Here is a 20,779-nt window from a genome sequence, read left to right as displayed (position 1 = left end):
GCCCCGGCCCCCGCACCCCGGCCCGAGCCGGAGCCCGTCGAGGAAGAGGAAGAAGAGTTCGACGAGGCCGAGGAAGAAGCGGAAGAAGAGGAAACCCCGGCGCCGAAGAAGACGTCGCGCGCCAAGCCCGCAGCGTCCAACGGCGCTGCCGGCGTGGTCGACCCGATGCAATGGTGGGGCTCGCTCACCGAGCAGTTCCAGCAGATCGCGAGCACCGCGCTGCAGGACGCGGCGCAGCTCAAGGTGCCGGCCATGGCGCAGCCGCTGGCCGACGCCGTGGGGCAGGTCATCGGCAAGGCGACGGCGGCGCGCAAGCCGGCCGCCAAGACCGCCGCGAAGAAAGCTGCAGCGAAAAAAGCCGCGCCGGCACCCGCCGCGCGCAAGAAAACCACGTCCACCGCCGCGCGCAAGCGAACCTCCGGCCGGCGCTGACGTCTTACAGACACCTTTCCAGACGACGACGCACGGGTCGGTACGCACCATGAAACTGTTTCCCACCGGCCATGCCACCCACCCGCAATGGCGCATGGCCGCCGGCCTCGTGCTGGCCCAGTTGCGCGCGCAGATGGCGCTGCCCGACTACGCGTCGAACCCGACGCTCGGGCTGCTCTACATCACCGACCACTACGCGGCCGAGGCGCAGGAGATCCTCGATCACCTGAGCGCCGAACTGCCCGAGGTCACCGACTGGTCGGGCACCGTCGGCATCGGCGTGTCGGCCAACAACGCCGAGTACTTCGACGAGCCCGGCCTGAGCCTGATGCTGTGCGCGCTGCCCAGTGACCAGTACCGCGTGTTCTCCGGCGTGGCGCCGCTGGGCAGTTCCGAAATGAGCGGCTTCGAGGCGCACACCGCGCTCGTGCACGCCGACCCGGCCACGCCCGATCTGGGCGAGCTCATCGGCGAGATGGCGGGCCGCACCGACACCGGCTACCTGTTCGGCGGGCTCTCGTCCGGCCGCGGCGGGGCGCTGCAGTTCGCGGTCGGCGGCAACGGCAACATCCGCGGCCACGGCGCGGCGGGTGGCGTGTTCTCGGGCGGCTTGTCGGGCGTGGTGTTCGGCGAGGGCGTGCGGCTGGTGTCGCGCGTCACGCAGGGCTGCCAGCCGCTGCGCACCGGCGGCGCGCGCGAGCGCGAGATCACCGAGGCCGACGGCAACCTGCTGCTGTCGCTCGACGGGGAGCCGGCGCTCGACGTGCTGCTGGCCGATTTGCAGGTGTCGCTCGACCGGCCGCAGGAAGCCATCGACGCCGTGCGCAACACGCTGGTCGGCCTGGCCGACGCGGGCAGCGACGGCATCCGCCGCACCGGTGACCTGGGCGCCGACGTGCTGGTGCGCCACATCATCGGCCTGGACCCGACGCGGCGCGGCATCGCCATTGCCGACAACGCCGAGGCCGGCATGCGGCTGAGTTTCTGCCGCCGCAACGCGCAGGCGGCGCGCGCCGACCTGATGCGCATCTGCGCCGAAATTCGTGAAGAGCTCGAGCCCGAAGAACAGACGCTGGCCACGGCGCGCGCCGTGGCAGCCGGCGAGGCCGAGGCCGCGCCGCATCCCGCGCGGCGCATCGCGGGCGCGGTGTACGTGAGCTGCTCGGGGCGCGGCGGCCCGCACTTCGGTGCGCCGGGCGCCGAACTGCAGATCGTGCGGCATGCGCTGGGCGACGTGCCGCTGGTCGGCTTCTTCGCCGCCGGCGAGATCGCGCGCCACCATCTGTACGGCTACACCGGCGTGCTGACGGTGTTCACCGCGCCGGACTGACTGGCTGACTGACGGGAAAAAACGACGCGTGCGCCAGCGCACTGTGTTCGCAAGCGCTTCGCGTCGCTAGAATCCGCCCGCTTTCTTGAATCTCTGCTGCTGCAAGAAAGAGTGATCCGCGCGCCCCGAGGCACGCGGTCGATCTCTTTCGCCCCGCCATGCGATGTGACGGGGCCCGGAAACCGACACGGTTTCCCCGAATGGAATTGCAGCCATGGGCAGCCCCACCCACAGTCATTTTTCGAGACTCCAGCGCGCCTTTTCGCGCGCGAACATCGCCGTCGATTACCGCGATGGCATCTATCACCTGCGCAACGAAGCCGCGCAGGCGACCGTGCTTCTGCCGCAGAGCCTGCCGCTGGAAGAAAAAGCCGTGAACCAGCTGCTGGCCTTCGCCAGCGTGCGCTCGCCCGACGGCGCGCACGGCGTGTGCAAGGCCTGCGCGACGCCGGACTTTCATCCGGGCTCGGTCGCGCCGGTGGGCAGCGTGGTCGCGACCGATGGCGACTTCGTGATTCCCGCCGCAGTCGGCACCGACATCAACTGCGGCATGCGCCTGCTGACCACCGGCCTCACGCTGGACCAGGTGGCGCCGCACAAGACGCAGCTGCTCGCGCGGCTCACGCGCAGCCTGCTCGACAACGGGCGCGACGTGCCGGTGCACACGGCGGCGTTTCGCGCGTTGTTCGACGAAGGGCCGGCCGCGTTCCTGGACGCCGTGCGCAACGAGGGGCTCTGGGCCTCGTGCGACCGCGACCGGCTGCAGGCCGAGATCGGCGCGTGCATCGGCCTGGCGAGCTTCGGCGGGCAGTCGCGGCACGCACCGCCGGCCTACACCGGCGCGCGCCACGAGGTGTTCCGCGACCCGTGCCTGGGCACGCCGGGCAGCGGCAACCACTTCGTCGAGCTGCAGGTCGTCGACCAGGTGATGGACCGGCACGCGGCCTACCGCGCGGGGCTCAAGGCCGGCGAGGTCGTGGTGATGATCCACAGCGGCTCGCGCGACATCGGGTTCCATGTCGGCGGCCGCTGGATGGACCGCGCACGGGCCGAGTGGCCGCAGGGCCTGCGCCACCCGAAGAGCGGGCTGTACGGCCTGGCCGGGCCGCTGGCGCAGGAGTACCTCGAAGCCATGGGCGTGGCCGCGCGCTATGCCTGGGCCAACCGCGTCGTGCTGGCCGAGCTGGTGCGCAAGGACTTCGCCGAACTGCTGGGCGCCACGGCGTCGACGCTGGTGGTCGACGTGCCGCACAACGTCGTGCTGCGCGAGCACGGCATGAACATCCATCGCAAGGGCGCGACGCCGGCGCACGCGGGCGACCTGGCGCTGATTCCCGGGTCGATGGGCGATCACTCGTACCTCGCGACCGGGCTGGGGCATGAAGACTGGCTGTGGTCGTGCAGCCATGGGGCCGGCCGGCGCATGCGTCGGCAGGAAGTGCGCGCGATGCGGCCCGCACCCGGCGACGCCGATGCCAGCTGGCAATGCGTGACTTTGCGCGAAGAGCGCCGCATCGAAGAGGCGCCGCAGGCCTACAAGCCGATCGGCGCGGTGATCGAGGCGCAGGAAAGCGCGGGGCTCATCCGCTGCGCCGTGCGGCTCAAGCCCTGGGTCACGTTCAAGGCATGACCCGAGGGCGCGTGTCGTGTCAGCCCAGTGCGGGTTGCACGGCGCGCGGCGCGGGCGCCGGCATGCCGGCGAACGCGAAATCGACCTCGGGCGCCAGCCCGCTCACGATGCGCGCGATCGACTTGCCCGAGCCGCAGGCGTGCGTCCAGCCGAGCGTGCCGTGGCCCGTGTTGAGGAACAGGTTCGGCAGTTTGGTCTTGCCGATCAGCGGCACGTTGCTCGGCGTGGCCGGGCGCAGGCCGGTCCAGAACTGCGCGCGTTCGGTGTCGCCGGCGCCGGGGAAGAGCTCCTCGACGCGCCGCACGATGGCTTCGCAGCGCACGCGGTTCAGGTCGCGGTCGTAGCCGTTGAGCTCGGCCGTGCCGGCGATGCGCAGGCGGTCGCCCGACTCGGAGGTGTAGCGCGAGAACACCAGCTTGTATTCGTCGTCCGTGAGCGAGACCTGGTGCGCCTTCGACGCGTCCTTCACGGGCAGCGTCACCGAGTAGCCCTTGGCCGGGTAGATCGGCAGGCGGATGCCCAGCGGCGCCGCGTACAGCGGGCTCAGCGAACCCATCGCAAGCACGAAGGCATCGCCGCGGATGCGCTGGAAGCGGCCTTCGTTGTCGGTCGCCTCGACGTGGTCGATGCTGCCGCCCGCTTCGCGCAGCGCGGTCACCGTGTGGCTCATGAGGAACTTCACGCCGGCCGCCTCGGCCAGCTTCACGAGCTCGCGCGCGAAACGGTTGGCGTCGCCCGATTCGTCTTCGGCGGTGTAGGTGGCGCCGGCGAGTTGGGGGCGGATGTGGGCGAGGGCGGGTTCGATCTTGATGGCCTCGTCGGCCGAGATGACCAGCCGCTCACAGCCCAGGGCACGCATCTGTTCGGCGGGCGCGAGGGCGCCGTCGAATTCTTTTTGCGTCGTGTAGAAGTGCAGGATGCCTTGCGTGCGCTGGTCATAGTTCAGGCCGGTGTCTCGACGCAATTGCTGCAACATTTCCCGGCTGTATGTACCGAGACGAACGATCTGTTCGATGTTGTGGCGGGTGCGCGCGGGGGTGCATTCGCGCAAGAACTGCAGGCCCCAGAGCCATTGGCGCATGTCGGCGCGGATGCGAAAGAGCAGCGGCGCGTCTTCCTTGCCGAGCCATTGCAGCACCTTCAGCGGCGCGCTCGGATTGGCCCAGGGTTCGGCATGGCTGACCGAGATCTGGCCGCCGTTGGCGAAGCTGGTTTCGGCGGCCGGGGTGGCCTGCCGGTCGATCACGGTCACCTCGTGGCCGAGTTGCTGGAGGTAGTAGGCCGAAGTCACGCCGAGCAGGCCGGCGCCAAGAACGATCACACGCATTGCAAGTACCTTTGAGTTTGCAGCGCTTGAACGGCGGGCGTGGAGTGCTATTGAATCAATAGCGAGCAACCGGACGACCGATGTCCAAGTTGCCGCTCCCCCTGTCCTCGGTACCTGAGAGATTCACCCTGCTGCACCCGCAGCGGGTTTGCTCCTTCGGTGCGCCACATGGCGTGGCGGCTCTCCAGACGGCTGTATCGATGAGTGCAGTACTGACCCCTTGCCGAAGTTCCTGGGCGTTGCCTGGAATTTCGTCGGGCCGACCTGAGCGTTTATGGGAGTTTGCGCCTTCGGTAGGGCCTCCGTGGAGGCCCGCTCTCCTGCAATTGTTGGCGATTGTAGGCGGGCCCCGCAAGCCGGCCAAGCCCTGTACATCGGCACTTCACACCGATGGGATAATTGAATGTTGATTTTTGGTAAAGCAAACTTTTTTCTACATGCAGGGGACTCCATGATCCTGGTTACCGGCGGCGCAGGCTTCATTGGCGCCAATTTCGTACTCGACTGGATCGCGCAGGGCAACGAGCCCGTCGTGAACCTCGACAAGCTGACCTACGCGGGCAACCTCGAGACCCTGGCGTCGCTCAAGGGCAACGCGAACCATGTCTTCGTGCAAGGCGACATCGGCGACAGCGCACTGCTCGATCGCCTGCTGGCCGAGCACAAACCCCGCGCCGTCGTGAACTTTGCCGCGGAATCGCATGTGGATCGTTCGATCCACGGCCCGGAAGACTTCGTGCAGACCAATGTGCTCGGCACCTTCCGCCTGCTCGAATCGGTGCGCGGCTACTGGAACGCCCTGCCGGCCGACCAGAAGGCGGCCTTCCGCTTCCTGCATGTGTCGACCGACGAGGTCTACGGCTCGCTCTCCAAGACCGACCCGGCCTTCACCGAAGAGAACAAGTACGAGCCCAACAGCCCGTACTCGGCCAGCAAGGCCGCCAGCGACCACCTCGTGCGCGCCTGGCACCACACCTACGGCCTGCCGGTGGTCACCACCAACTGCTCGAACAACTACGGTCCGTTCCACTTCCCCGAGAAGCTGATCCCGCTGATGATCGTCAACGCGCTGGCTGGCAAGAACCTGCCCGTGTACGGCGACGGCATGCAGGTGCGCGACTGGCTCTACGTGAAGGATCACTGCAGCGCCATCCGCCGCGTGCTCGAAGCCGGCAAGCTCGGCGAGACCTACAACGTCGGCGGCTGGAACGAGAAGCCCAACATCGAGATCGTCAACACCGTGTGCGCGCTGCTCGACGAACTGAGCCCCCGCGCCGACGGCAAGCCGTACAAGGAACAGATCACCTACGTCACGGACCGCCCGGGCCACGACCGCCGCTACGCCATCGATGCACGCAAGCTCGAGCGCGAACTCGGCTGGAAGCCCGCCGAGACCTTCGACACCGGCATCCGCAAGACCGTCGAGTGGTATCTCGCGAACGGCGAGTGGGTGCGCAACGTGCAAAGCGGCGCGTACCGCGAATGGGTCGAGAAGCAATACGACGCTGCGCCTGCAAAGGCTTCCGCATGAAGTTGCTGCTGCTCGGCAAAGGTGGACAGGTCGGCTGGGAGCTGCAGCGCAGCCTCGCGCCGCTCGGCGAAGTGGTCGCCCTGGACTTCGACAGCACCGACTTCCACGCCGACTTCAGCCGCCCCGAGCAGCTGGCCGCCACGGTGCTGGCGGTGCGCCCCGACGTCATCGTCAATGCCGCCGCGCACACCGCCGTCGACAAGGCCGAGAGCGAGCCCGACTTCGCGCGCAAGCTCAACGCCACCTCGCCCGGCGTGGTGGCCGAGGCGGCGCAGCAGATCGGCGCGCTGATGGTGCATTACTCCACCGACTACGTCTTCGACGGCAGCGGCACCAAGCCCTGGAAGGAAGACGACGCGACCGGCCCGCTCAGCGTGTACGGCCAGACCAAGCTCGAAGGCGAGCAGCTGGTGGCGCAGCATTGTGCGAAGCACCTGATCTTTCGCACCAGCTGGGTGTACGCCGCACGCGGCGGCAACTTCGCCAAGACCATGCTGCGCCTGGCCAAGGAGCGCGACAAGCTCACGGTCATCGACGACCAGTTCGGCGCCCCCACCGGGGCTGAGTTGCTGGCCGACATCACCGCGCACGCCATCCGCGCCACCTTGCAAGACCCGACCAAGGCCGGGCTGTACCACGCCATCGCCGGCGGCGAGACCACGTGGCACGGCTACGCGCGCTTCGTGCTCGAGATGGCGCAGCAGGCCGGCGTCGAACTCAAGGCCGGCCCGCAGGCCGTGGAGGCCGTGCCCACCAGCGCCTTTCCGACGCCCGCGAAGCGGCCGCACAACTCGCGGCTCGACACCACCAAGCTGCAGACCACCTTCGGTCTGCGACTGCCGCCCTGGCAGGAAGGCGTGGCACGCATGCTGCGCGAGACGCTCTGACCGACTGATTTTTCCTGCCCCTCACAGAAGAAGACTCCCATGACGCAACGCAAAGGCATCATCCTTGCCGGTGGCTCCGGCACCCGCCTGCACCCGGCCACGCTCGCCATGAGCAAGCAACTGCTGCCGGTGTACGACAAGCCCATGATCTATTACCCGCTGAGCACCCTGATGCTCGGCGGCATGCGCGACATCCTGATCATCAGCACGCCGCAGGACACGCCGCGCTTCCAGCAGCTGCTGGGCGACGGCAGCCAGTGGGGCATCAACCTGCAGTACGCGGTGCAGCCGAGTCCCGATGGCCTGGCGCAGGCGTTCATCATCGGCGACAAGTTCGTGGGGAACTCGCCGAGCGCGCTGGTGTTGGGGGACAACATCTTCTATGGGCATGACTTTGCCCATCTGCTGAGCGGCGCCGACGCGCAGGACGCGGGAGCCACTGTGTTCGCGTACCACGTGCATGACCCGGAGCGGTATGGCGTGGTCGCGTTCGACGCACAAGGCAAGGCCAGCAGCATCGAGGAAAAGCCGCTCAAGCCCAAGAGCAACTACGCCGTGACGGGCCTGTACTTCTACGACAACCAGGTCATCGACATCGCCAAGGCCGTGAAGCCGAGTGCGCGAGGCGAGCTCGAGATCACGGCCGTCAACCAGGCGTACCTCGATCTTGGCCGGCTCAACGTGCAGATCATGCAGCGCGGCTATGCCTGGCTCGATACCGGTACGCATGAAAGTCTGCTGGAAGCCGGGCAGTTCATCGCGACGCTGGAGCATCGGCAGGGGCTCAAGATCGCGTGCCCCGAAGAGATCGCGTGGCGCCATGGGTTCATCGACAACGAACAACTGGCCAAGCTTGCAGCACCGTTGCAGAAGAATGGCTACGGCAAGTACCTCAGCCATTTGCTGGCCGAAGGTGTGCGCTCATGAAGGTCACGCAGACGGCCATCGCCGACGTGTTGCTGATCGAACCCAAGGTGTTCGGCGACGCACGCGGGTTTTTCTTCGAGAGCTTCAATCAGAAGGCTTTCGACGAAGCCGTCGGCCAGCGCGTCGACTTCGTTCAGGACAACCACTCGCGCTCCACCAAGGGGGTCTTGCGAGGCCTCCATTACCAGGTGCAACAACCACAGGGAAAACTGGTGCGCGTGGTTCGAGGGGCGGTGTTCGACGTGGCGGTGGACATCCGTCGGTCGTCGCCGACCTTCGGGCAATGGGTGGGCAGTGAGCTGTCGGAAGACAACCATCGGCAGTTGTGGGTTCCGCCGGGTCTCGCGCACGGCTTCCTGGTGCTCAGCGAGTCGGCTGATTTCCTGTACAAGACGACGGACTACTACGCACCGGCGCACGAGCGCTGCATCGCGTGGAACGACCCCACGTTGGCGATCGAGTGGCCTGACACGGGCATCGCGCCGAAGCTGTCCGCCAAGGACGCGGCAGCGCCGACCTTCCTGAGCGCCGAAATTCCCGGCTGATTACAGGTCGACCAGCAGCCGGTTTGCGGCGTTTTCTTCAGAGCCCTTCCCACGCGGGCCATCTCAAAAATATTCCAATTCCAGATGAGACAACTTGCTGACTTCAACGGGCTGGTCGCGTACGGGTGCCTGTGCAAGGGGATCGCCATCGGTCGTCCGGACGACATCAGGGCCGCGCAGCCGTGAAAAGTTCGCCTGCCATCAAGGAAAAGAAAGAGAGCTTGCTGGACGCCGCCAAAGGGGCGCTTCGCAAGCGGCTGCCGCGCAAGACGCCGCAGCTGGTGGAGCTTTTCGACGCAGCCTGGTACCTCAAGGGGCTGCCGGACCGTGCACTGATCGCCAACCCGTGGGAGCACTATCTGGGAGGGGGATTCCTGAGGGGAAATCCCAATCCCATGTTCGATACCACCTGGTATCTCGATCGCCATCCCGAATTGCGTGCGGCGGAAAAGAACCCGCTGGCCCACTATCTCGAAATTGGAGAGCGTGCAGGGGACGCGCCCAGCGTGAGGTTCGATCCGCAGTGGTATCTGGATGAATACCCCGATGTCGCCGCCACGCAATTGAGCCCGTTGCTGCACTATTTGAAATTCGGTGCGGCCGAGGGGCGTTTGCCGGCACGGCTGGCGCATTTTGATTCTGTTCCCGCCTTGTCCGAATTCATGGGAGCGTTGACACCTTCCTATGCAGCTCGGCCTTGCTCCATCGATCTGCCGGTTGGCTCGGTGTTTTCAGTGGCGTCTCAGGCTGGCGGTGCGGGACGGGTTCTTCATCGCGTTGCGCCCGGGTTTTGCGAGGGCCTCGATGGCCCCCCGGATTATCCGAAGGTCGGATTTGTTGCCGAAATCAATGACACGACCGCCATTGCCGGAACCCGCTATCTGATCGGTCCGGCGAATTTTGTGCTGCATGACGAAAATGCGCATTTTCTGTGCAGAGAAGACGCCGCCATCAAATATGGAAAGGCGAGGCGCTCTGCGGCACTTGGACATCTGCATATAGAGGTGAACGCTCGGCAGGCTGCCTGGATAGAGCGCGGATTTCACATCATGCATGAGTATGAAAATAATTACTTTCATTTCATTGCAGAAACGCTTCCAAGAATGCTGCTGGCGGAAGAGGCTGATGTGCCTTTGAATGTGCCTTTTCTTTGTACAGAAGGTCTTCACCCCAACATCGCGAAGCTGCTTGAGCTGGCCAATCTTGAGCAACGCCCGGTCATCCTGCTGGAGTCGGGGACTTTGTATCGCGTGAAGCAGATGTACTATCCCTCTGACATGACTTCGGTTGTGGATGCCTACCATGGCGGTGAGATGGCTCGCCAGACGGGACTCGATGTCAATCGAATTCGTGCGGGCGTGGAAAGATGTCAACGCGCTTTTGCGACGAAAGATTTTTCGCGAGGGCGAAAGATTTTTGCAGCACGCAATGGCAGCTATCGAAAGCTATTGAATCAGCGAGAAATAGAAGCCCGCGTCGAGAAACTCGGATTCGAGGTGGTGCACACCGATGAATTGGATCTCGAGGCGCAAATCCGGGCCTTCCAGGACGCTGAAGTGATTGTGGGGCCGACGGGGGCGCAGATGACCAACATGGTTTGGTGCAAGCCAGGAGCGAAAGTGGTCGTTCTCGCTTCCGATCATCCCAGCCATCAGCTCTATTTTTGGGAGCTCCTGGGTCGGGTTTCTGGCGCCAAGGTAAAAATTGTGCAGGGGCCGCGCGCACACGTGCGAGATGACATTTACAGCGTACACGATGACTACCATGTCGATGAAGATGCAGTGATTGCTGCAATTTCCGACGAGGAATAAAAGAGCAAAGGGACTGCCGATGAAAGAAACCAAAACTCCTGAATTTTCGCTGGACAATGCTGTAGAAATACTCGACCTGGAGCGGTTGACCGATCCACGGGGAAATTTGACGTTCGTCGAAGGAGGACGTCACATTCCTTTTGATGTTCAGCGGGTTTACTATTTGTACGACGTTCCCGCGGGCGAAGCTCGGGGCGGGCATGCACATCATCAATTGCAGCAATTGATCATTGCTGTTGCGGGTAGTTTTGATGTCGTTCTTGACAATGGGTACGAAAGAAGAACAGTTACCTGCAACAGGCCATTCCAAGGGATTTTCATGAAGTCCCTGGTATGGCGAGAGTTGAACAATTTTTCTTCTGGTGCCGTCTGTCTGGTTCTTGCCTCGATGAGGTACGAAGAATCCGACTACATCAGAAACTACGAAGAATTCATTTCAGTGGCACGAAAAGGTAAATAACATGACTCCATTTTTTGATATTCATGCTGGCCATGCTGAGTTGGCAGACGATTTTCAGCAGGCCTTTTCGAGGGTCATGAACAGTGGCCACGTCATCATGGGCCCTGAGGTCGCGGCCTTCGAAAAGGAGTTTGCGGCCTACTGCGGCGTCAAGCACTGCATCGGCGTGGGCAACGGACTCGATGCGCTGGCGCTGACCCTGCGTGCGCAGGGCATCAAAGCGGGTGACGAGGTCATCGTTCCTTCGCAGACATTCATCGCCTCGTGGCTGGGGGTTTCGATGGTCGGCGCCACGCCGGTTCCGGTCGAAATCGATCCGGCGACCTACCTGATGGACCCGGCCCGGATCAAGGAAAAGCTGACGAGCAGGACCAAGGCCATCATGCCGGTGCATCTGTATGGCCTGCCTGCTGCAATGGATGCCATCAACGCGATTGCGCGACCGCTCGGACTTTTTGTCCTGGAGGATGCGGCCCAGGCGCACGGTTCGACCCACAACGGCAAGCGGGCGGGCTCGCTCGGCGATGCAGCGGCGTTCAGTTTCTACCCGACGAAGAATCTCGGCGCGATGGGCGATGCAGGCGCCGTGGTGACCGACAACGATGAACTGGCGGCCAACCTGCGCATGCTGCGCAACTACGGCTCCAGCCAGAAGTACGTGCACGAGGTTGCGGGCGTGAACTCTCGCCTGGACGAGTTGCAGGCTGCACTGCTGCGCGCGAAGTTGGGCCGCCTCGACGCATGGAACGACCAGCGCCGTGCGCTGGCCGCGAGGTATTCGCAAGGGCTGGAAGGTGTGGGCGACCTCCGCACGCCGTTCGTGCCTGCGGACAGCACGCACGTGTTCCACCTGTACGTGGTCAGCACGGGACGCCGTGCCGAACTGTCGGCCTACCTGACGGCCCAGGGCGTTCAGACGCTCGTGCACTACCCCATTGCACCGCACATGCAGGGCGCCTACGCCGAGCTCGGGTTGCCGGCCGACAGCCTGCCGCTGGCGACCGCCGCGGCGAACGAGACCTTGTCGCTTCCTATCTGGCCGCAAATGAAGCCGGAGCAGGTGGATGCTGTGGTCGGACACATCCGCAAGTTCTTCTCCTGACAGAGCGCGTTGCATGTCTTCGGCGCTGGTCACTGTCGTCATCCCCATCTTCAACCAGGCGAAGTTCGTCGTTGAAACGGTGGACAGCGCCTTGAGGCAAACCCACCGGAATCTTCAGGTGGTCGTCGTGGATGACGGTTCGACCGATGGCGGGGCCGAACTGCTGGCCACCGAGTTCGGCAACCGGATCGTGTTGCTGCAGCAAAGGAATGGCGGTCCCTCGTCGGCCATCAACAAGGGACTTGCGGCGGCCGATGGGGCGTTCATTGCGCTTCTGGGGGGCGACGATGTGTGCGTCGAGGACCGCATCGGCACCCAACTGGAACTCCTGCACGCCACGTCGAACGACATCGTGTTCTCGAAGCCGTTCCTCATCGACGCCGAAGGCGGACCCTTGGCCGACGAGTCGTTTCCGGTGTTCTTCGACGAACGGCCTGTACAGCCGCTGCTGCGTACCTTGTTGCTGGAAGGCAATTTCCTGTGCGCGCCTACCGCGTTCATGCGTCGCGAGGCGGTTCGGAAAACCGGGACGTTCCGCCCCGGCCTCATCCAGTTGCAGGACTACGACTATTGGCTGCGCGCCGCGGCCTCCGGATTGAAGCTCGCAGAAGCAGGGCCGCGTGTTGTTCGCTATCGCCGGCATTCGGCCAACCTCTCGTCGACGCGCGCAAGCTTTGCCTCGACGGCGGAGTCCATCCCGATCTTCAGGTCGCTTCTGGATACCGGGGCGCCGGCAGAGCTTCGGCGCGCGTTTCCCAGCCTCTTCGAACCGGTGGCCAACCCTGACACGCCATTGACCTCGTTCGACAAGGCGCTCTTTCTCCTGTCTCATCCTCGGGAAGAAATACGCATGATGGGGGTCGAACATCTCGTGACCTTGGCGGAAGACCCAGTCTTCCTGGCCAAGGCCGAGCGTTTCGGCCTCAACCTCACGCGATTCGCCCTGACCGCGGTGTGAGGGGGCGATGCTGAAGAAAACCGCCGTGACCGAGGATGAGCGATCGGCCTGAAGGCGCCGAAGCAGTCTTCAACGTGCTCGCACGGATTGACGGGTTTCTCCGGTGATCGCCGGGCTCCCCAACGCAGGAACAATCTCATCTCATGCTGTCCAGAATCATTCGAAGGTTGACGGGCCGATCCCCCTCGGTGGTGGATGCGCGCCAACCGCTCGGTCCGGCGCCTGTCGCAGCGCCTCCTGAGGCTGTGCGGAAGGTCGACATCTACGCCGAACACGCCAAGTGGATGGCGCTGGCCGGAGAGCGGCGATTCGACGAGGCCATCAGCCTTTGTCGCACCGTGATCGACGTGCCGGAATCGAATTTCGTGGCGTCGCTTTTCCTGGGGCATGCCTACGCCCAGATGCAGCAGCACGCGGATGCACGGGAGTACCTCCGTGCCGCAGTGGCCTTGAATGGCAACGACTACTATGCCAACCTGTTGCTTGCGCACACCGAGAGCGCCATGGGGCATTCCGGGGAAGCTTTGTCCCTGTACATGAGATGCTGCGAGCTGCCCGCAGAGTCGATCGTCGAGCCGTTCGAGGCCGCGATGAGGATGGCGATGGTGCGGGCAGACAGCGGCGAAGGCGCAGCACTCTCCAGGCTCTTCGACATGTTGTACGCCAAGGACAAACTGCCATTGCCACTGGCCTTGAAGTTCCTGTTCTTCTGGCGCCGGGATGCCGACTTGGTGCGCATGCTCGAGCAAATGGATGAGGGGGCCGACGAGGGGCAAAAGCCGTCGTTCAGGCGCATCCGGTCCGTGAAGGACTGGGCGCTCGAAAACCGGGAGGGTTACCAGAGCCTGGGAGCGCCGCCTTCGATACGCCTCGTCGCACCGACCGAGGTCTATGCGAGCGACCCGCACGAACAGCAGGTGCTCGCAAGCCAGCCTTATCTCGCCGAACTGCGCAATGCGCGGATCGTCAGTGCGTCCAGTCTGGTCTATGTGGGTGATGACTGCGTGGTGTCCGATGTGCTGGCAGACGAGCTGTATGGAAACCAGGTCAGCCTGGCGTACGACAAGACCGTGCTGGCGCAGCGGCCGGATGCGTTGCTGTTGGCACCCATTGGCACTACCGCGCATCTCGAGGAGGGGATCATGTTGTCCGGCCTCGCAAGCAATGCGTATGGTCACTGGTTCGCCGAGTTTCTCCCGAAGCTTCGCCATTTCGAGAAACATCCGCGCTTCTCGAACCTGCCGATCATCGTTGACGCCGAGATGCCTGCATCTCATTTCGACTTCATCGCCGCGCTGGTCGGGAACCCGCTGTATCGCCTGGAGACCGGGCACGCGCTGAACGTCGGGCGCCTTCATGTGGCGCCGACGACGACTTTCTTTCCGGTCGAGCTGTTTCGCGACCATACGGTCCCCCCGGAGCGCCAAGCGTCATGGTCTGCGGAGTCGATGCAGTACATCAAGGACAAGATGGCAGCGCGGTATCCGCTGCCCGCCCAGCGCTCACGCAGGCTGTTCCTGTCGCGAAAGAACAGTGCCTGGCGGCTGTTGCGCAACGAAGCCGAAATTATCGAGCGGCTGCAGGACCTGGGCTTCGAATCCATCTTCCTGGAGGAGTACGACTTTGCGCGCCAGGTGCGAACCTTCGGCGAAGCCGAGTTCATCGTCGCGCCCAACGGTTCCGCGCTCAACAGCCTCATCTTCGCGGCCACCGATGTGAAGGCATTGATCCTGGGCCAGCAGAACAGCTTCAACTGGGGGGGCTGGCTGGGCCCCATCCTTGATCTCGGCTTCAAGCCCGAGTTCATGGAAGGTGAAGCCACCGAAAGCACCAGCTTCAAGCATTCCGACTATGTCGTCCCGGCGGACAGGGTGCGCACAAAAGTGCTCGCCATGCTGGGCTCCTGAGGTTCAAAAGAAGAAACGCCCATGACCAAGCCCGTGTATGTGACCCAGCCCTACCTGCCGCCGCTGGACGAGTTCCTGCCCTATCTGCAACAGATCTGGGACAACAAGATCCTCACCAATGGCGGGCCGTTCCACCAGCAGTTGGAGAAGGCGCTGTGCGAGTACCTGGGCGTGGAGCACATCGCGCTCTTCACCAACGGCACGATCGCGCTGGTCACGGCACTCCAGTCGATGCGCATCACGGGCGAGGTCATCACCACGCCGTATTCGTTCGTGGCCACTTCGCACTCGCTGTTGTGGAACGGCATCAAGCCCGTCTTCGCAGACGTCGACCCGCGCACCTTGAATCTCGATCCGGCGCGCATCGAGGCGCTCATCACGCCGCAGACGACGGCGATCATGCCGGTGCATTGCTACGGCCATCCCTGCGACACCCAGGCCATCCAGACGATTGCTGACACCTACAACCTGCGCGTGATCTATGACGCGGCGCATGCCTTCGGCGTGCAGGACGAGGGCGGCAGCATCCTGCGGCACGGCGACATGTCGGTGCTGAGCTTTCACGCGACCAAGGTCTTCAACACCTTCGAGGGCGGCGCCATCGTCTGCAAGGATGCGACCACCAAGACCCGCATCGACCAGCTCAAGAACTTCGGCCATGTGGGCGAAGTCACCGTGGTAGCGCCCGGCATCAATGGCAAGATGAGCGAGTTCAATGCCGCGCTGGGCCTGCTGCAGTTGAAGCACCTGCACACCGCGCTGGATCTGCGCCGGGCCATCGACGGCGCCTACCGGCGTTTGCTCGCCGGCGTGCCGGGCATCGTGTGCCTTCCCGATGCCGGCGAATCGGTGGCCAACTTCGCGTACTTCCCGATCCTCGTGGGACCGGAGTACCGCCTGTCGCGTGACGAGCTCTACGCCCAACTGAAGGCGCACGAGGTCCACCCGCGCCGTTATTTCTATCCGTTGATCTCCGAGTTCCCGATGTACCGCGGTCTCCCAACGGCCAGTCGCGACCACCTGCCGAACGCGAGCCGCGCGGCGGACCGCATCCTCTGCCTGCCGATCTATCCGGACTTGGGCCTCGATCAGGTCGAACGCATCGTCGATCTGATCGCGACGCTGTGAGCGCGTGCAAAGAACGGAGGGCGGCGCGATGAAGGTCGGGATCATGCAACCGTACTTTCTGCCGTACATCGGCTACTTCCAGCTGATCGCGGCGGTGGACCTGTTCGTGGTGTACGACAACATCAAGTACACAAAGAAGGGCTGGATCAACCGCAACCGGCTGCTGCAGGGTGGCGCGGACGCCGTCTTCTCGCTGCCGTTGAAGAAGGACTCCGATGCGCTGGACGTCGTCGAGCGCGAACTGGCCGCTGACTTCAACCGGCAGAAGCTGCTGAACCAGTTCATCGGCGCGTACCGGTCCGCGCCGTACTTCGAGCCCTGCATCGAGCTCCTGCGCTCGCTCGTCATGAACGAGGAGACGAATCTCTTTCGCTACATCCACGGCTCGATCGTCCAGACCTGCACGTACCTCGGCATCACGACACCCATCGCGATCTCGTCCGGCGTACCGGCCGATCATGCGCAGAAGGGCGAAGACCGTGTGCTCGCCATCTGCGAGGCTTGCCATGCCGGTACCTATATCAACACCATCGGCGGCCTGGAACTCTATTCGCGCGAGCGCTTTTCCCAGGAGGGCATTGCGCTGCAGTTCATACGGCCCCTGCCCATTGAGTACAAGCAGTTCGGCAAGGACCCGTTTGTGCCGTGGCTGTCGATGGTCGACGTCATGATGTTCAATCCCGCCGACGAGATCAGAGACTCGTTGCTGCCGAAATTCGAATTGGTCTGAATATGTTCAAGTGGAAAAAGCTGGGGAAGGTCTTCAGCCCCGGCCCTCAACATGGCCGCGAGTGGCTGAATGAGTTCGCGCAAGCGCCCGCGACCCTGCTCTTCGACGACTTCGTGCGCGTGTACTTCTCGTGCCGACCCAAGGCCGATGCCAAGGGGCAGTACGTGAGCTACTCGGCCTTTCTTGACTTGGACCGGCGCGACCTGTTCAAGGTGCTGAACGTCAGCGCAACCCCGATCCTGCCGCTGGGGCCGCTGGGTGCGTTCGATGAGTTCGGCATCTACCCGGTGTCGGTGGCGCGCGACGGCGCGGCCGTTCGCGCCTACTACGCGGGGTGGACGCGCTGCGAGTCGGTGCCCTTTAACGTGGCCATCGGCGGCGCAATCAGCCACGACAACGGGGAAACCTTTACCAAGCTCGGCATCGGGCCGGTGCTGGGGTATTCGCCCAACGAACCCTTCGTGATGAGCGGCCCGAAGATCCGCCGCTTCAACGATCGCTGGTACCTCTGGTACATCGCCGGGCGCAAGTGGAAGGTGGTCGACGGCCGCGCGGAGCCGGTCTACAAGATCCGTATGGCAACGTCCGACGACGGCGTCACCTGGCAAAAGGAAGACCGGGACCTCATCGAGAGCCGCATCGAGGACGACGAGGCACAGGCCAGCCCTGATGTGTTCTTTGCCAATGGCAAATACCACATGTTCTTCTGCTACCGGTACAGCGCTGGCTACCGAGGCAAGACCTTCGGCTACCGCATCGGCTATGCCTCCAGCCCCGACTTGCTGCATTGGACGCGCGACGACGACAAGGCCGGCATCGACATCTCCGAGACGGGCTGGGATTCGGAAATGATCAGCTACCCGCACGTCTTCGAGGTGGACGGGCAGATCTACATGGCCTACCTGGGCAACCAGGTCGGCCGCGAGGGCTTCGGGCTCGCAGTGCTCGACGGAAAGATGGAGTGAGGACATGGCAATGAAGTGGAAGAGGCTGGGCAAGATATTCGACCCGACGCAGCACACGCTCCCCAACGGCTGCGTGCAGTTCGCGCAGTCGCCGCAGACGCTGGTCTTCGACGACTTCGTGCGGATCTATTTTTCGACGCGCGCTGTCGATCCGAAGAACGGCAAGTTCCTGAGCCACGTTGCGTTCGTCGACGTCGGGCCGGACCTGCGCACCATCCTCCGCGTGGCCGACAAGCCGGTCATCCCGCTGGGCGAACTGGGCTGCTTCGACGAGCACGGCATCTTCCCGATCAACGTGGTGCGCCACGACGGCAAGATTTCGGCCTTCACTTGCGGGTGGAACCGGCGGGTGTCGGTGTCGGTCGATACGGCGGTCGGCCTGGCTGAGAGCCATGACGACGGCCTTACCTTCACCAAACTCGGTCACGGCCCCGTCATGGGCGCATCGCTGCACGAGCCCTGCCTCGTGGGCGATGCCTTCGTGCTCCCGGTCGATGGCGTGTTTCACATGTGGTACATCTTCGGCACCGGCTGGAAGCAGTACGCCGATGGCGCTGCGCCCGACCGCACCTACAAGATCGGCCACGCCACCTCGACCGACCGGATTCACTGGGTCAAGGAAGAGGCCAGGCAGATCGTCTCCGACAGTCTGGGGCCCGACGAGAGCCAGGCGCTGCCGACGGTCGTTCGCATCGGCAGCCGGTTCCACATGTTCTTCTGCTTTCGCCAGTCGTTCGACTTTCGTGCGACCAAGGGCCGGGGCTACCGCATCGGCCATGCCTGGTCGGACGACCTCTCGAACTGGACCCGCGACGACGATACGCCGAAGCTGGACATCCCGGAAACGGAATGGGATTCGGACATGCAGTGCTATCCACATGCCTTCACCTTCCAAGGCAAGGTCTATCTGCTCTACAACGGCAACGAGTTCGGGCGCCATGGCTTCGGGCTTGCCGTGCTCGAGTGACGCAGGGCATGACACCGCGGGGGCGTTTCGCGTTGGCGGTCGACCGGGCCTCGGCTGACGAGATCGCCCGGCATCTGCGGGAATGCAGCGACAGCTTCGCGCCGCCGCTCGCCGGGCGCGTGGACATTGCGGCCTACGCCGAAAAAATTGCCGGCAAGGCGATCCGCTTCGAGGCCTGGGATGCCGCGTTGGGCCTCGTCGGGCTGGTCGCGGTGTACGACAATGCGGGGCCCGACGTCTTCGTGACCAACGTCAGCGTCGCGCCCTCGTGCCGCGGCGCGGGCCTGGCGCAGCGATTGCTGCAGAGCTGCTTCGACCGCATGGATATTCCTCGTGCGAGGTGCTACAGGCTCGAAGTCAATCAGCGCAGCGAGGCGGCGGTCCGCCTGTACGCCCGCATGGGCTTCGTCCCGGCTTCGAAAACGGGCGAATTGATCTGCATGGAGCGCCCGGCGACGGGCGGGGATAAAAAATGAGCACAGAACGCAACTACGACAAAGAGATCGCGGACACAGCCGACCACCAGTATGCGTATGGCTTCGACTTCGACGTCATGCACCCGTACATGCTGCGGTCGTTCGAGCCGTTCATCCGGCCTGGCAAGGTGCTGGAACTAGGCAGCTTCAAAGGCGATTTCACCCGGCGCCTGGTGGCGCGCTTCGACGACGTGACCTGCGTCGAAGCCTCCGAAGTGGCACTCAACGAGGCGAGGAAGCGTCTGGGCGACAAGGCGCAGTTCATCCACTCTCGCTTCGAGGACGCGACGCTGCCGCACCGCTACGACAACATCGTGCTCACGCATGTGCTCGAACACCTGGACGATCCGGTCAAGGTGCTCAAGCGCATCAACGACGAGTGGCTGAGCGAGGATGGGCGCTTCTTTCTCGTGTGCCCGAATGCCAATGCGCCTTCACGGCAGATTGCCGTGAAGATGGGCCTGATCACCCACAACGCGGCGGTCACGCCCGCCGAGGCGCAGCACGGCCACCTGTGCACCTATTCGCTGGACACGCTGGAGCGCGATGCTGTCGCCGCCGGCCTGCGTGTGGTGCACCGAAGCGGCATCTTCTTCAAGGCGCTGGCGAACTTCCAGTGGGACCGTTTGCTGAAGACCGACATCATTTCCAAGGAATACCTGGAAGGCTGCTACCAACTCGGGCAGGTCTATCCCGACCTGTGCTCGAGCATTTTCCTGATGTGCGAGCGCGGGCCAAAAAAATGAAAGTCTCCTTCGTCGTCGCGGTCTATCAGAACGAGGGCGCGATCTCCAAGACACACGAGAAGATCGCCGGCGTTTTCGCAGACCGCCTCAAGGCGCACCAGTACGAGGTGATCTTCATCGACGATGGTTCGACCGATGGCTCGCTGGAAGAAATCCGCAAGCTCCGTGCGAGTGATCCGAACGTGAAGGGCCTGACCTTCACGCGCAACTTCGGCCAGATGGCCGCGATGCTGGCGGGCTTCAAGGAAGCGACGGGAGACGCGGTCATCAATATTTCTGCGGACCTGCAAGACCCGGTAGATCTGATCCCTGAGATGGTCGACAAGTGGATTGCCGGGTCCGAGATCGTCATCTGCCACCGTACGGACCGCGCGGACACCTGGCTGGCCAAGACGTATTCGAGTCTGGCCTACGGCATGCTGCGCATGGCCATTCCTCAGATGCCGTCGGGTGGTTTCGACTTCGTGCTGATGGACCGCAAGGTGATGGACGAATTCAATGCCATCGACGTGCGCCACCGGTTCTTTCAGGGCGACCTGCTGTGGACCGGCTACCGGACCAGCCTGATCCCCTATGAGCGGCAAAAGCGCACCATCGGCAAGTCGCAGTACAACTTCGGCAAGAAACTGAAAAACTTCCTGGATGCGATGCTGGACGCGTCTTACTTGCCTATCCGGTTCATTTCACTGGTGGGACTGCTGACTTCCGGCCTGGGCGTGCTCTACAGCCTCAGCATCGTGGTCGCATGGGCACGGGGCCACACGCCATTCGAGGGCTGGGCACCGCTGATGATCGCTGTTTTGCTGATCGGCGGACTCATCATGGTGATGCTGGGCGTGGTCGGCGAGTACGTGTGGCGCATCAACGAGGAAGTGCGCAAGCGGCCGAACTACATCGTCAGGGACCGTTTCTGAAGCCCG

General features: G+C 63.8%; 19 protein-coding genes, 1 pseudogene and 2 riboswitches. Of the genes and pseudogenes, 19 read left to right on the top strand and 1 reads right to left on the bottom strand.

Annotated features, from left to right (window positions below; all coding sequences use genetic code 11):
- From AC07XP_RS25065 to AC07XP_RS25055, 3 genes and pseudogenes are all read left to right on the top strand, one after another.
- Positions 1-432 (top strand): annotated as a pseudogene (locus AC07XP_RS25065) (PhaM family polyhydroxyalkanoate granule multifunctional regulatory protein); the annotation flags it as partial.
- Between the two features lie 49 nt (positions 433-481).
- The gene (locus tag AC07XP_RS25060) at positions 482-1,762 is read left to right on the top strand and encodes an FIST signal transduction protein (RefSeq protein ID WP_070060267.1); all 1,281 of its coding nucleotides are present in this window, start codon (positions 482-484) and stop codon (positions 1,760-1,762) included.
- 214 nt (positions 1,763-1,976) lie between these two features.
- Entirely contained in the window at positions 1,977-3,392 is a 1,416-nt protein-coding gene (locus AC07XP_RS25055) for an RtcB family protein (protein ID WP_495266200.1), read from the top strand.
- Between the two features lie 19 nt (positions 3,393-3,411).
- On the opposite strand, the gene AC07XP_RS25050 is transcribed toward AC07XP_RS25055, so the two are convergent.
- Entirely contained in the window at positions 3,412-4,719 is a 1,308-nt protein-coding gene (locus tag AC07XP_RS25050) for a D-amino acid dehydrogenase (protein WP_062471173.1), read from the bottom strand.
- Positions 4,720-4,810: 91 nt separating this feature from the next.
- Positions 4,811-4,917, bottom strand: a riboswitch (glycine riboswitch).
- A gap of 44 nt (positions 4,918-4,961) precedes the next feature.
- A riboswitch (glycine riboswitch) is annotated at positions 4,962-5,052 on the bottom strand.
- A 118-nt stretch (positions 5,053-5,170) separates the two neighbouring features.
- Between AC07XP_RS25050 and rfbB the strand changes: the two genes are divergently transcribed.
- The 16 genes from rfbB (at position 5,171) to AC07XP_RS24970 (ending at position 20,773) form a co-directional block, all read left to right on the top strand.
- The gene (gene rfbB, locus AC07XP_RS25045; protein WP_070060264.1) at positions 5,171-6,250 is read left to right on the top strand and encodes a dTDP-glucose 4,6-dehydratase; all 1,080 of its coding nucleotides are present in this window, start codon (positions 5,171-5,173) and stop codon (positions 6,248-6,250) included.
- The gene (gene rfbD, locus AC07XP_RS25040; RefSeq protein WP_495266199.1) at positions 6,247-7,137 is read left to right on the top strand and encodes a dTDP-4-dehydrorhamnose reductase; all 891 of its coding nucleotides are present in this window, start codon (positions 6,247-6,249) and stop codon (positions 7,135-7,137) included. Before rfbB ends, rfbD begins: the two co-directional genes overlap by 4 nt.
- A gap of 39 nt (positions 7,138-7,176) precedes the next feature.
- A complete protein-coding gene (gene rfbA / locus AC07XP_RS25035) occupies positions 7,177-8,064 on the top strand; it encodes a glucose-1-phosphate thymidylyltransferase RfbA (protein ID WP_390346852.1) in 888 nt (295 codons plus the stop codon).
- Complete coding sequence (gene rfbC / locus AC07XP_RS25030; protein WP_070060261.1) at positions 8,061-8,609, top strand: dTDP-4-dehydrorhamnose 3,5-epimerase; 549 nt, start codon at positions 8,061-8,063, stop codon at positions 8,607-8,609. Before rfbA ends, rfbC begins: the two co-directional genes overlap by 4 nt.
- Positions 8,610-8,791: 182 nt before the next feature.
- Entirely contained in the window at positions 8,792-10,420 is a 1,629-nt protein-coding gene (locus tag AC07XP_RS25025; RefSeq protein ID WP_495266198.1) for a glycosyltransferase family 61 protein, read from the top strand.
- Positions 10,421-10,439: 19 nt separating this feature from the next.
- Positions 10,440-10,880, top strand: a complete 441-nt coding sequence (locus tag AC07XP_RS25020) for a sugar 3,4-ketoisomerase (protein ID WP_083259083.1) — start codon at positions 10,440-10,442, stop codon at positions 10,878-10,880.
- Position 10,881: 1 nt separating this feature from the next.
- Positions 10,882-11,982: a DegT/DnrJ/EryC1/StrS family aminotransferase gene (locus AC07XP_RS25015; protein ID WP_070060258.1), complete on the top strand. Its 1,101-nt coding sequence runs from the start codon at positions 10,882-10,884 to the stop codon at positions 11,980-11,982.
- A gap of 13 nt (positions 11,983-11,995) precedes the next feature.
- Positions 11,996-12,940, top strand: coding sequence for a glycosyltransferase family 2 protein (locus tag AC07XP_RS25010; RefSeq protein WP_070060257.1), 945 nt, complete (start codon positions 11,996-11,998; stop codon positions 12,938-12,940).
- 143 nt (positions 12,941-13,083) lie between these two features.
- Entirely contained in the window at positions 13,084-14,847 is a 1,764-nt protein-coding gene (locus tag AC07XP_RS25005; protein ID WP_495266197.1) for a glycosyltransferase family 61 protein, read from the top strand.
- Between the two features lie 21 nt (positions 14,848-14,868).
- Positions 14,869-15,975: a DegT/DnrJ/EryC1/StrS family aminotransferase gene (locus AC07XP_RS25000; RefSeq protein ID WP_095949497.1), complete on the top strand. Its 1,107-nt coding sequence runs from the start codon at positions 14,869-14,871 to the stop codon at positions 15,973-15,975.
- 28 nt (positions 15,976-16,003) lie between these two features.
- Positions 16,004-16,705 (top strand): WbqC family protein, encoded by a 702-nt coding sequence (locus tag AC07XP_RS24995; RefSeq protein ID WP_495266196.1) that lies wholly within the window; start codon positions 16,004-16,006, stop codon positions 16,703-16,705.
- A 2-nt stretch (positions 16,706-16,707) separates the two neighbouring features.
- A complete protein-coding gene (locus AC07XP_RS24990; protein WP_495266195.1) occupies positions 16,708-17,670 on the top strand; it encodes a glycoside hydrolase family protein in 963 nt (320 codons plus the stop codon).
- 4 nt (positions 17,671-17,674) lie between these two features.
- On the top strand, positions 17,675-18,637 hold the full coding sequence (locus tag AC07XP_RS24985; protein ID WP_495266194.1) for a hypothetical protein: 963 nt from the start codon (positions 17,675-17,677) through the stop codon (positions 18,635-18,637).
- Positions 18,638-18,645: 8 nt separating this feature from the next.
- Entirely contained in the window at positions 18,646-19,113 is a 468-nt protein-coding gene (locus AC07XP_RS24980; RefSeq protein WP_495266193.1) for a GNAT family N-acetyltransferase, read from the top strand.
- Complete coding sequence (locus tag AC07XP_RS24975; protein WP_070060250.1) at positions 19,110-19,859, top strand: class I SAM-dependent methyltransferase; 750 nt, start codon at positions 19,110-19,112, stop codon at positions 19,857-19,859. Before AC07XP_RS24980 ends, AC07XP_RS24975 begins: the two co-directional genes overlap by 4 nt.
- Positions 19,856-20,773, top strand: coding sequence for a glycosyltransferase family 2 protein (locus tag AC07XP_RS24970; protein ID WP_070060249.1), 918 nt, complete (start codon positions 19,856-19,858; stop codon positions 20,771-20,773). The genes AC07XP_RS24975 and AC07XP_RS24970 overlap by 4 nt, the downstream gene beginning before the upstream one ends.
- The last annotated feature ends 6 nt before the right edge of the window (positions 20,774-20,779 follow it).

The organism is Variovorax sp. GW531-E2 (assembly GCF_059423125.1).
Note: the sequence above shows the minus strand (reverse complement) of the source record. Positions and strands in the feature narration are given on the sequence as shown.

Excerpts from the sequence above, each read along its gene's own strand:
- AC07XP_RS24975 (WP_070060250.1), top strand. The coding sequence starts at position 19,110 with ATGAGCACAGAACGCAACTACGACAAAGAGATCGCGGACACAGCCGAC.
- AC07XP_RS24995 (WP_495266196.1), top strand. The coding sequence starts at position 16,004 with ATGAAGGTCGGGATCATGCAACCGTACTTTCTGCCGTACATCGGCTAC.
- AC07XP_RS25055 (WP_495266200.1), top strand. The coding sequence starts at position 1,977 with ATGGGCAGCCCCACCCACAGTCATTTTTCGAGACTCCAGCGCGCCTTT.
- AC07XP_RS25060 (WP_070060267.1), top strand. The coding sequence starts at position 482 with ATGAAACTGTTTCCCACCGGCCATGCCACCCACCCGCAATGGCGCATG.
- rfbB (WP_070060264.1), top strand. The coding sequence starts at position 5,171 with ATGATCCTGGTTACCGGCGGCGCAGGCTTCATTGGCGCCAATTTCGTA.
- AC07XP_RS24990 (WP_495266195.1), top strand. The coding sequence starts at position 16,708 with ATGTTCAAGTGGAAAAAGCTGGGGAAGGTCTTCAGCCCCGGCCCTCAA.
- AC07XP_RS24970 (WP_070060249.1), top strand. The coding sequence starts at position 19,856 with ATGAAAGTCTCCTTCGTCGTCGCGGTCTATCAGAACGAGGGCGCGATC.
- rfbD (WP_495266199.1), top strand. The coding sequence starts at position 6,247 with ATGAAGTTGCTGCTGCTCGGCAAAGGTGGACAGGTCGGCTGGGAGCTG.
- AC07XP_RS25000 (WP_095949497.1), top strand. The coding sequence starts at position 14,869 with ATGACCAAGCCCGTGTATGTGACCCAGCCCTACCTGCCGCCGCTGGAC.
- rfbA (WP_390346852.1), top strand. The coding sequence starts at position 7,177 with ATGACGCAACGCAAAGGCATCATCCTTGCCGGTGGCTCCGGCACCCGC.
- AC07XP_RS25005 (WP_495266197.1), top strand. The coding sequence starts at position 13,084 with ATGCTGTCCAGAATCATTCGAAGGTTGACGGGCCGATCCCCCTCGGTG.
- AC07XP_RS25020 (WP_083259083.1), top strand. The coding sequence starts at position 10,440 with ATGAAAGAAACCAAAACTCCTGAATTTTCGCTGGACAATGCTGTAGAA.
- rfbC (WP_070060261.1), top strand. The coding sequence starts at position 8,061 with ATGAAGGTCACGCAGACGGCCATCGCCGACGTGTTGCTGATCGAACCC.
- AC07XP_RS24985 (WP_495266194.1), top strand. The coding sequence starts at position 17,675 with ATGGCAATGAAGTGGAAGAGGCTGGGCAAGATATTCGACCCGACGCAG.
- AC07XP_RS24980 (WP_495266193.1), top strand. The coding sequence starts at position 18,646 with ATGACACCGCGGGGGCGTTTCGCGTTGGCGGTCGACCGGGCCTCGGCT.
- AC07XP_RS25010 (WP_070060257.1), top strand. The coding sequence starts at position 11,996 with ATGTCTTCGGCGCTGGTCACTGTCGTCATCCCCATCTTCAACCAGGCG.
- AC07XP_RS25050 (WP_062471173.1), bottom strand. The coding sequence starts at position 4,719 with ATGCGTGTGATCGTTCTTGGCGCCGGCCTGCTCGGCGTGACTTCGGCC.
- AC07XP_RS25015 (WP_070060258.1), top strand. The coding sequence starts at position 10,882 with ATGACTCCATTTTTTGATATTCATGCTGGCCATGCTGAGTTGGCAGAC.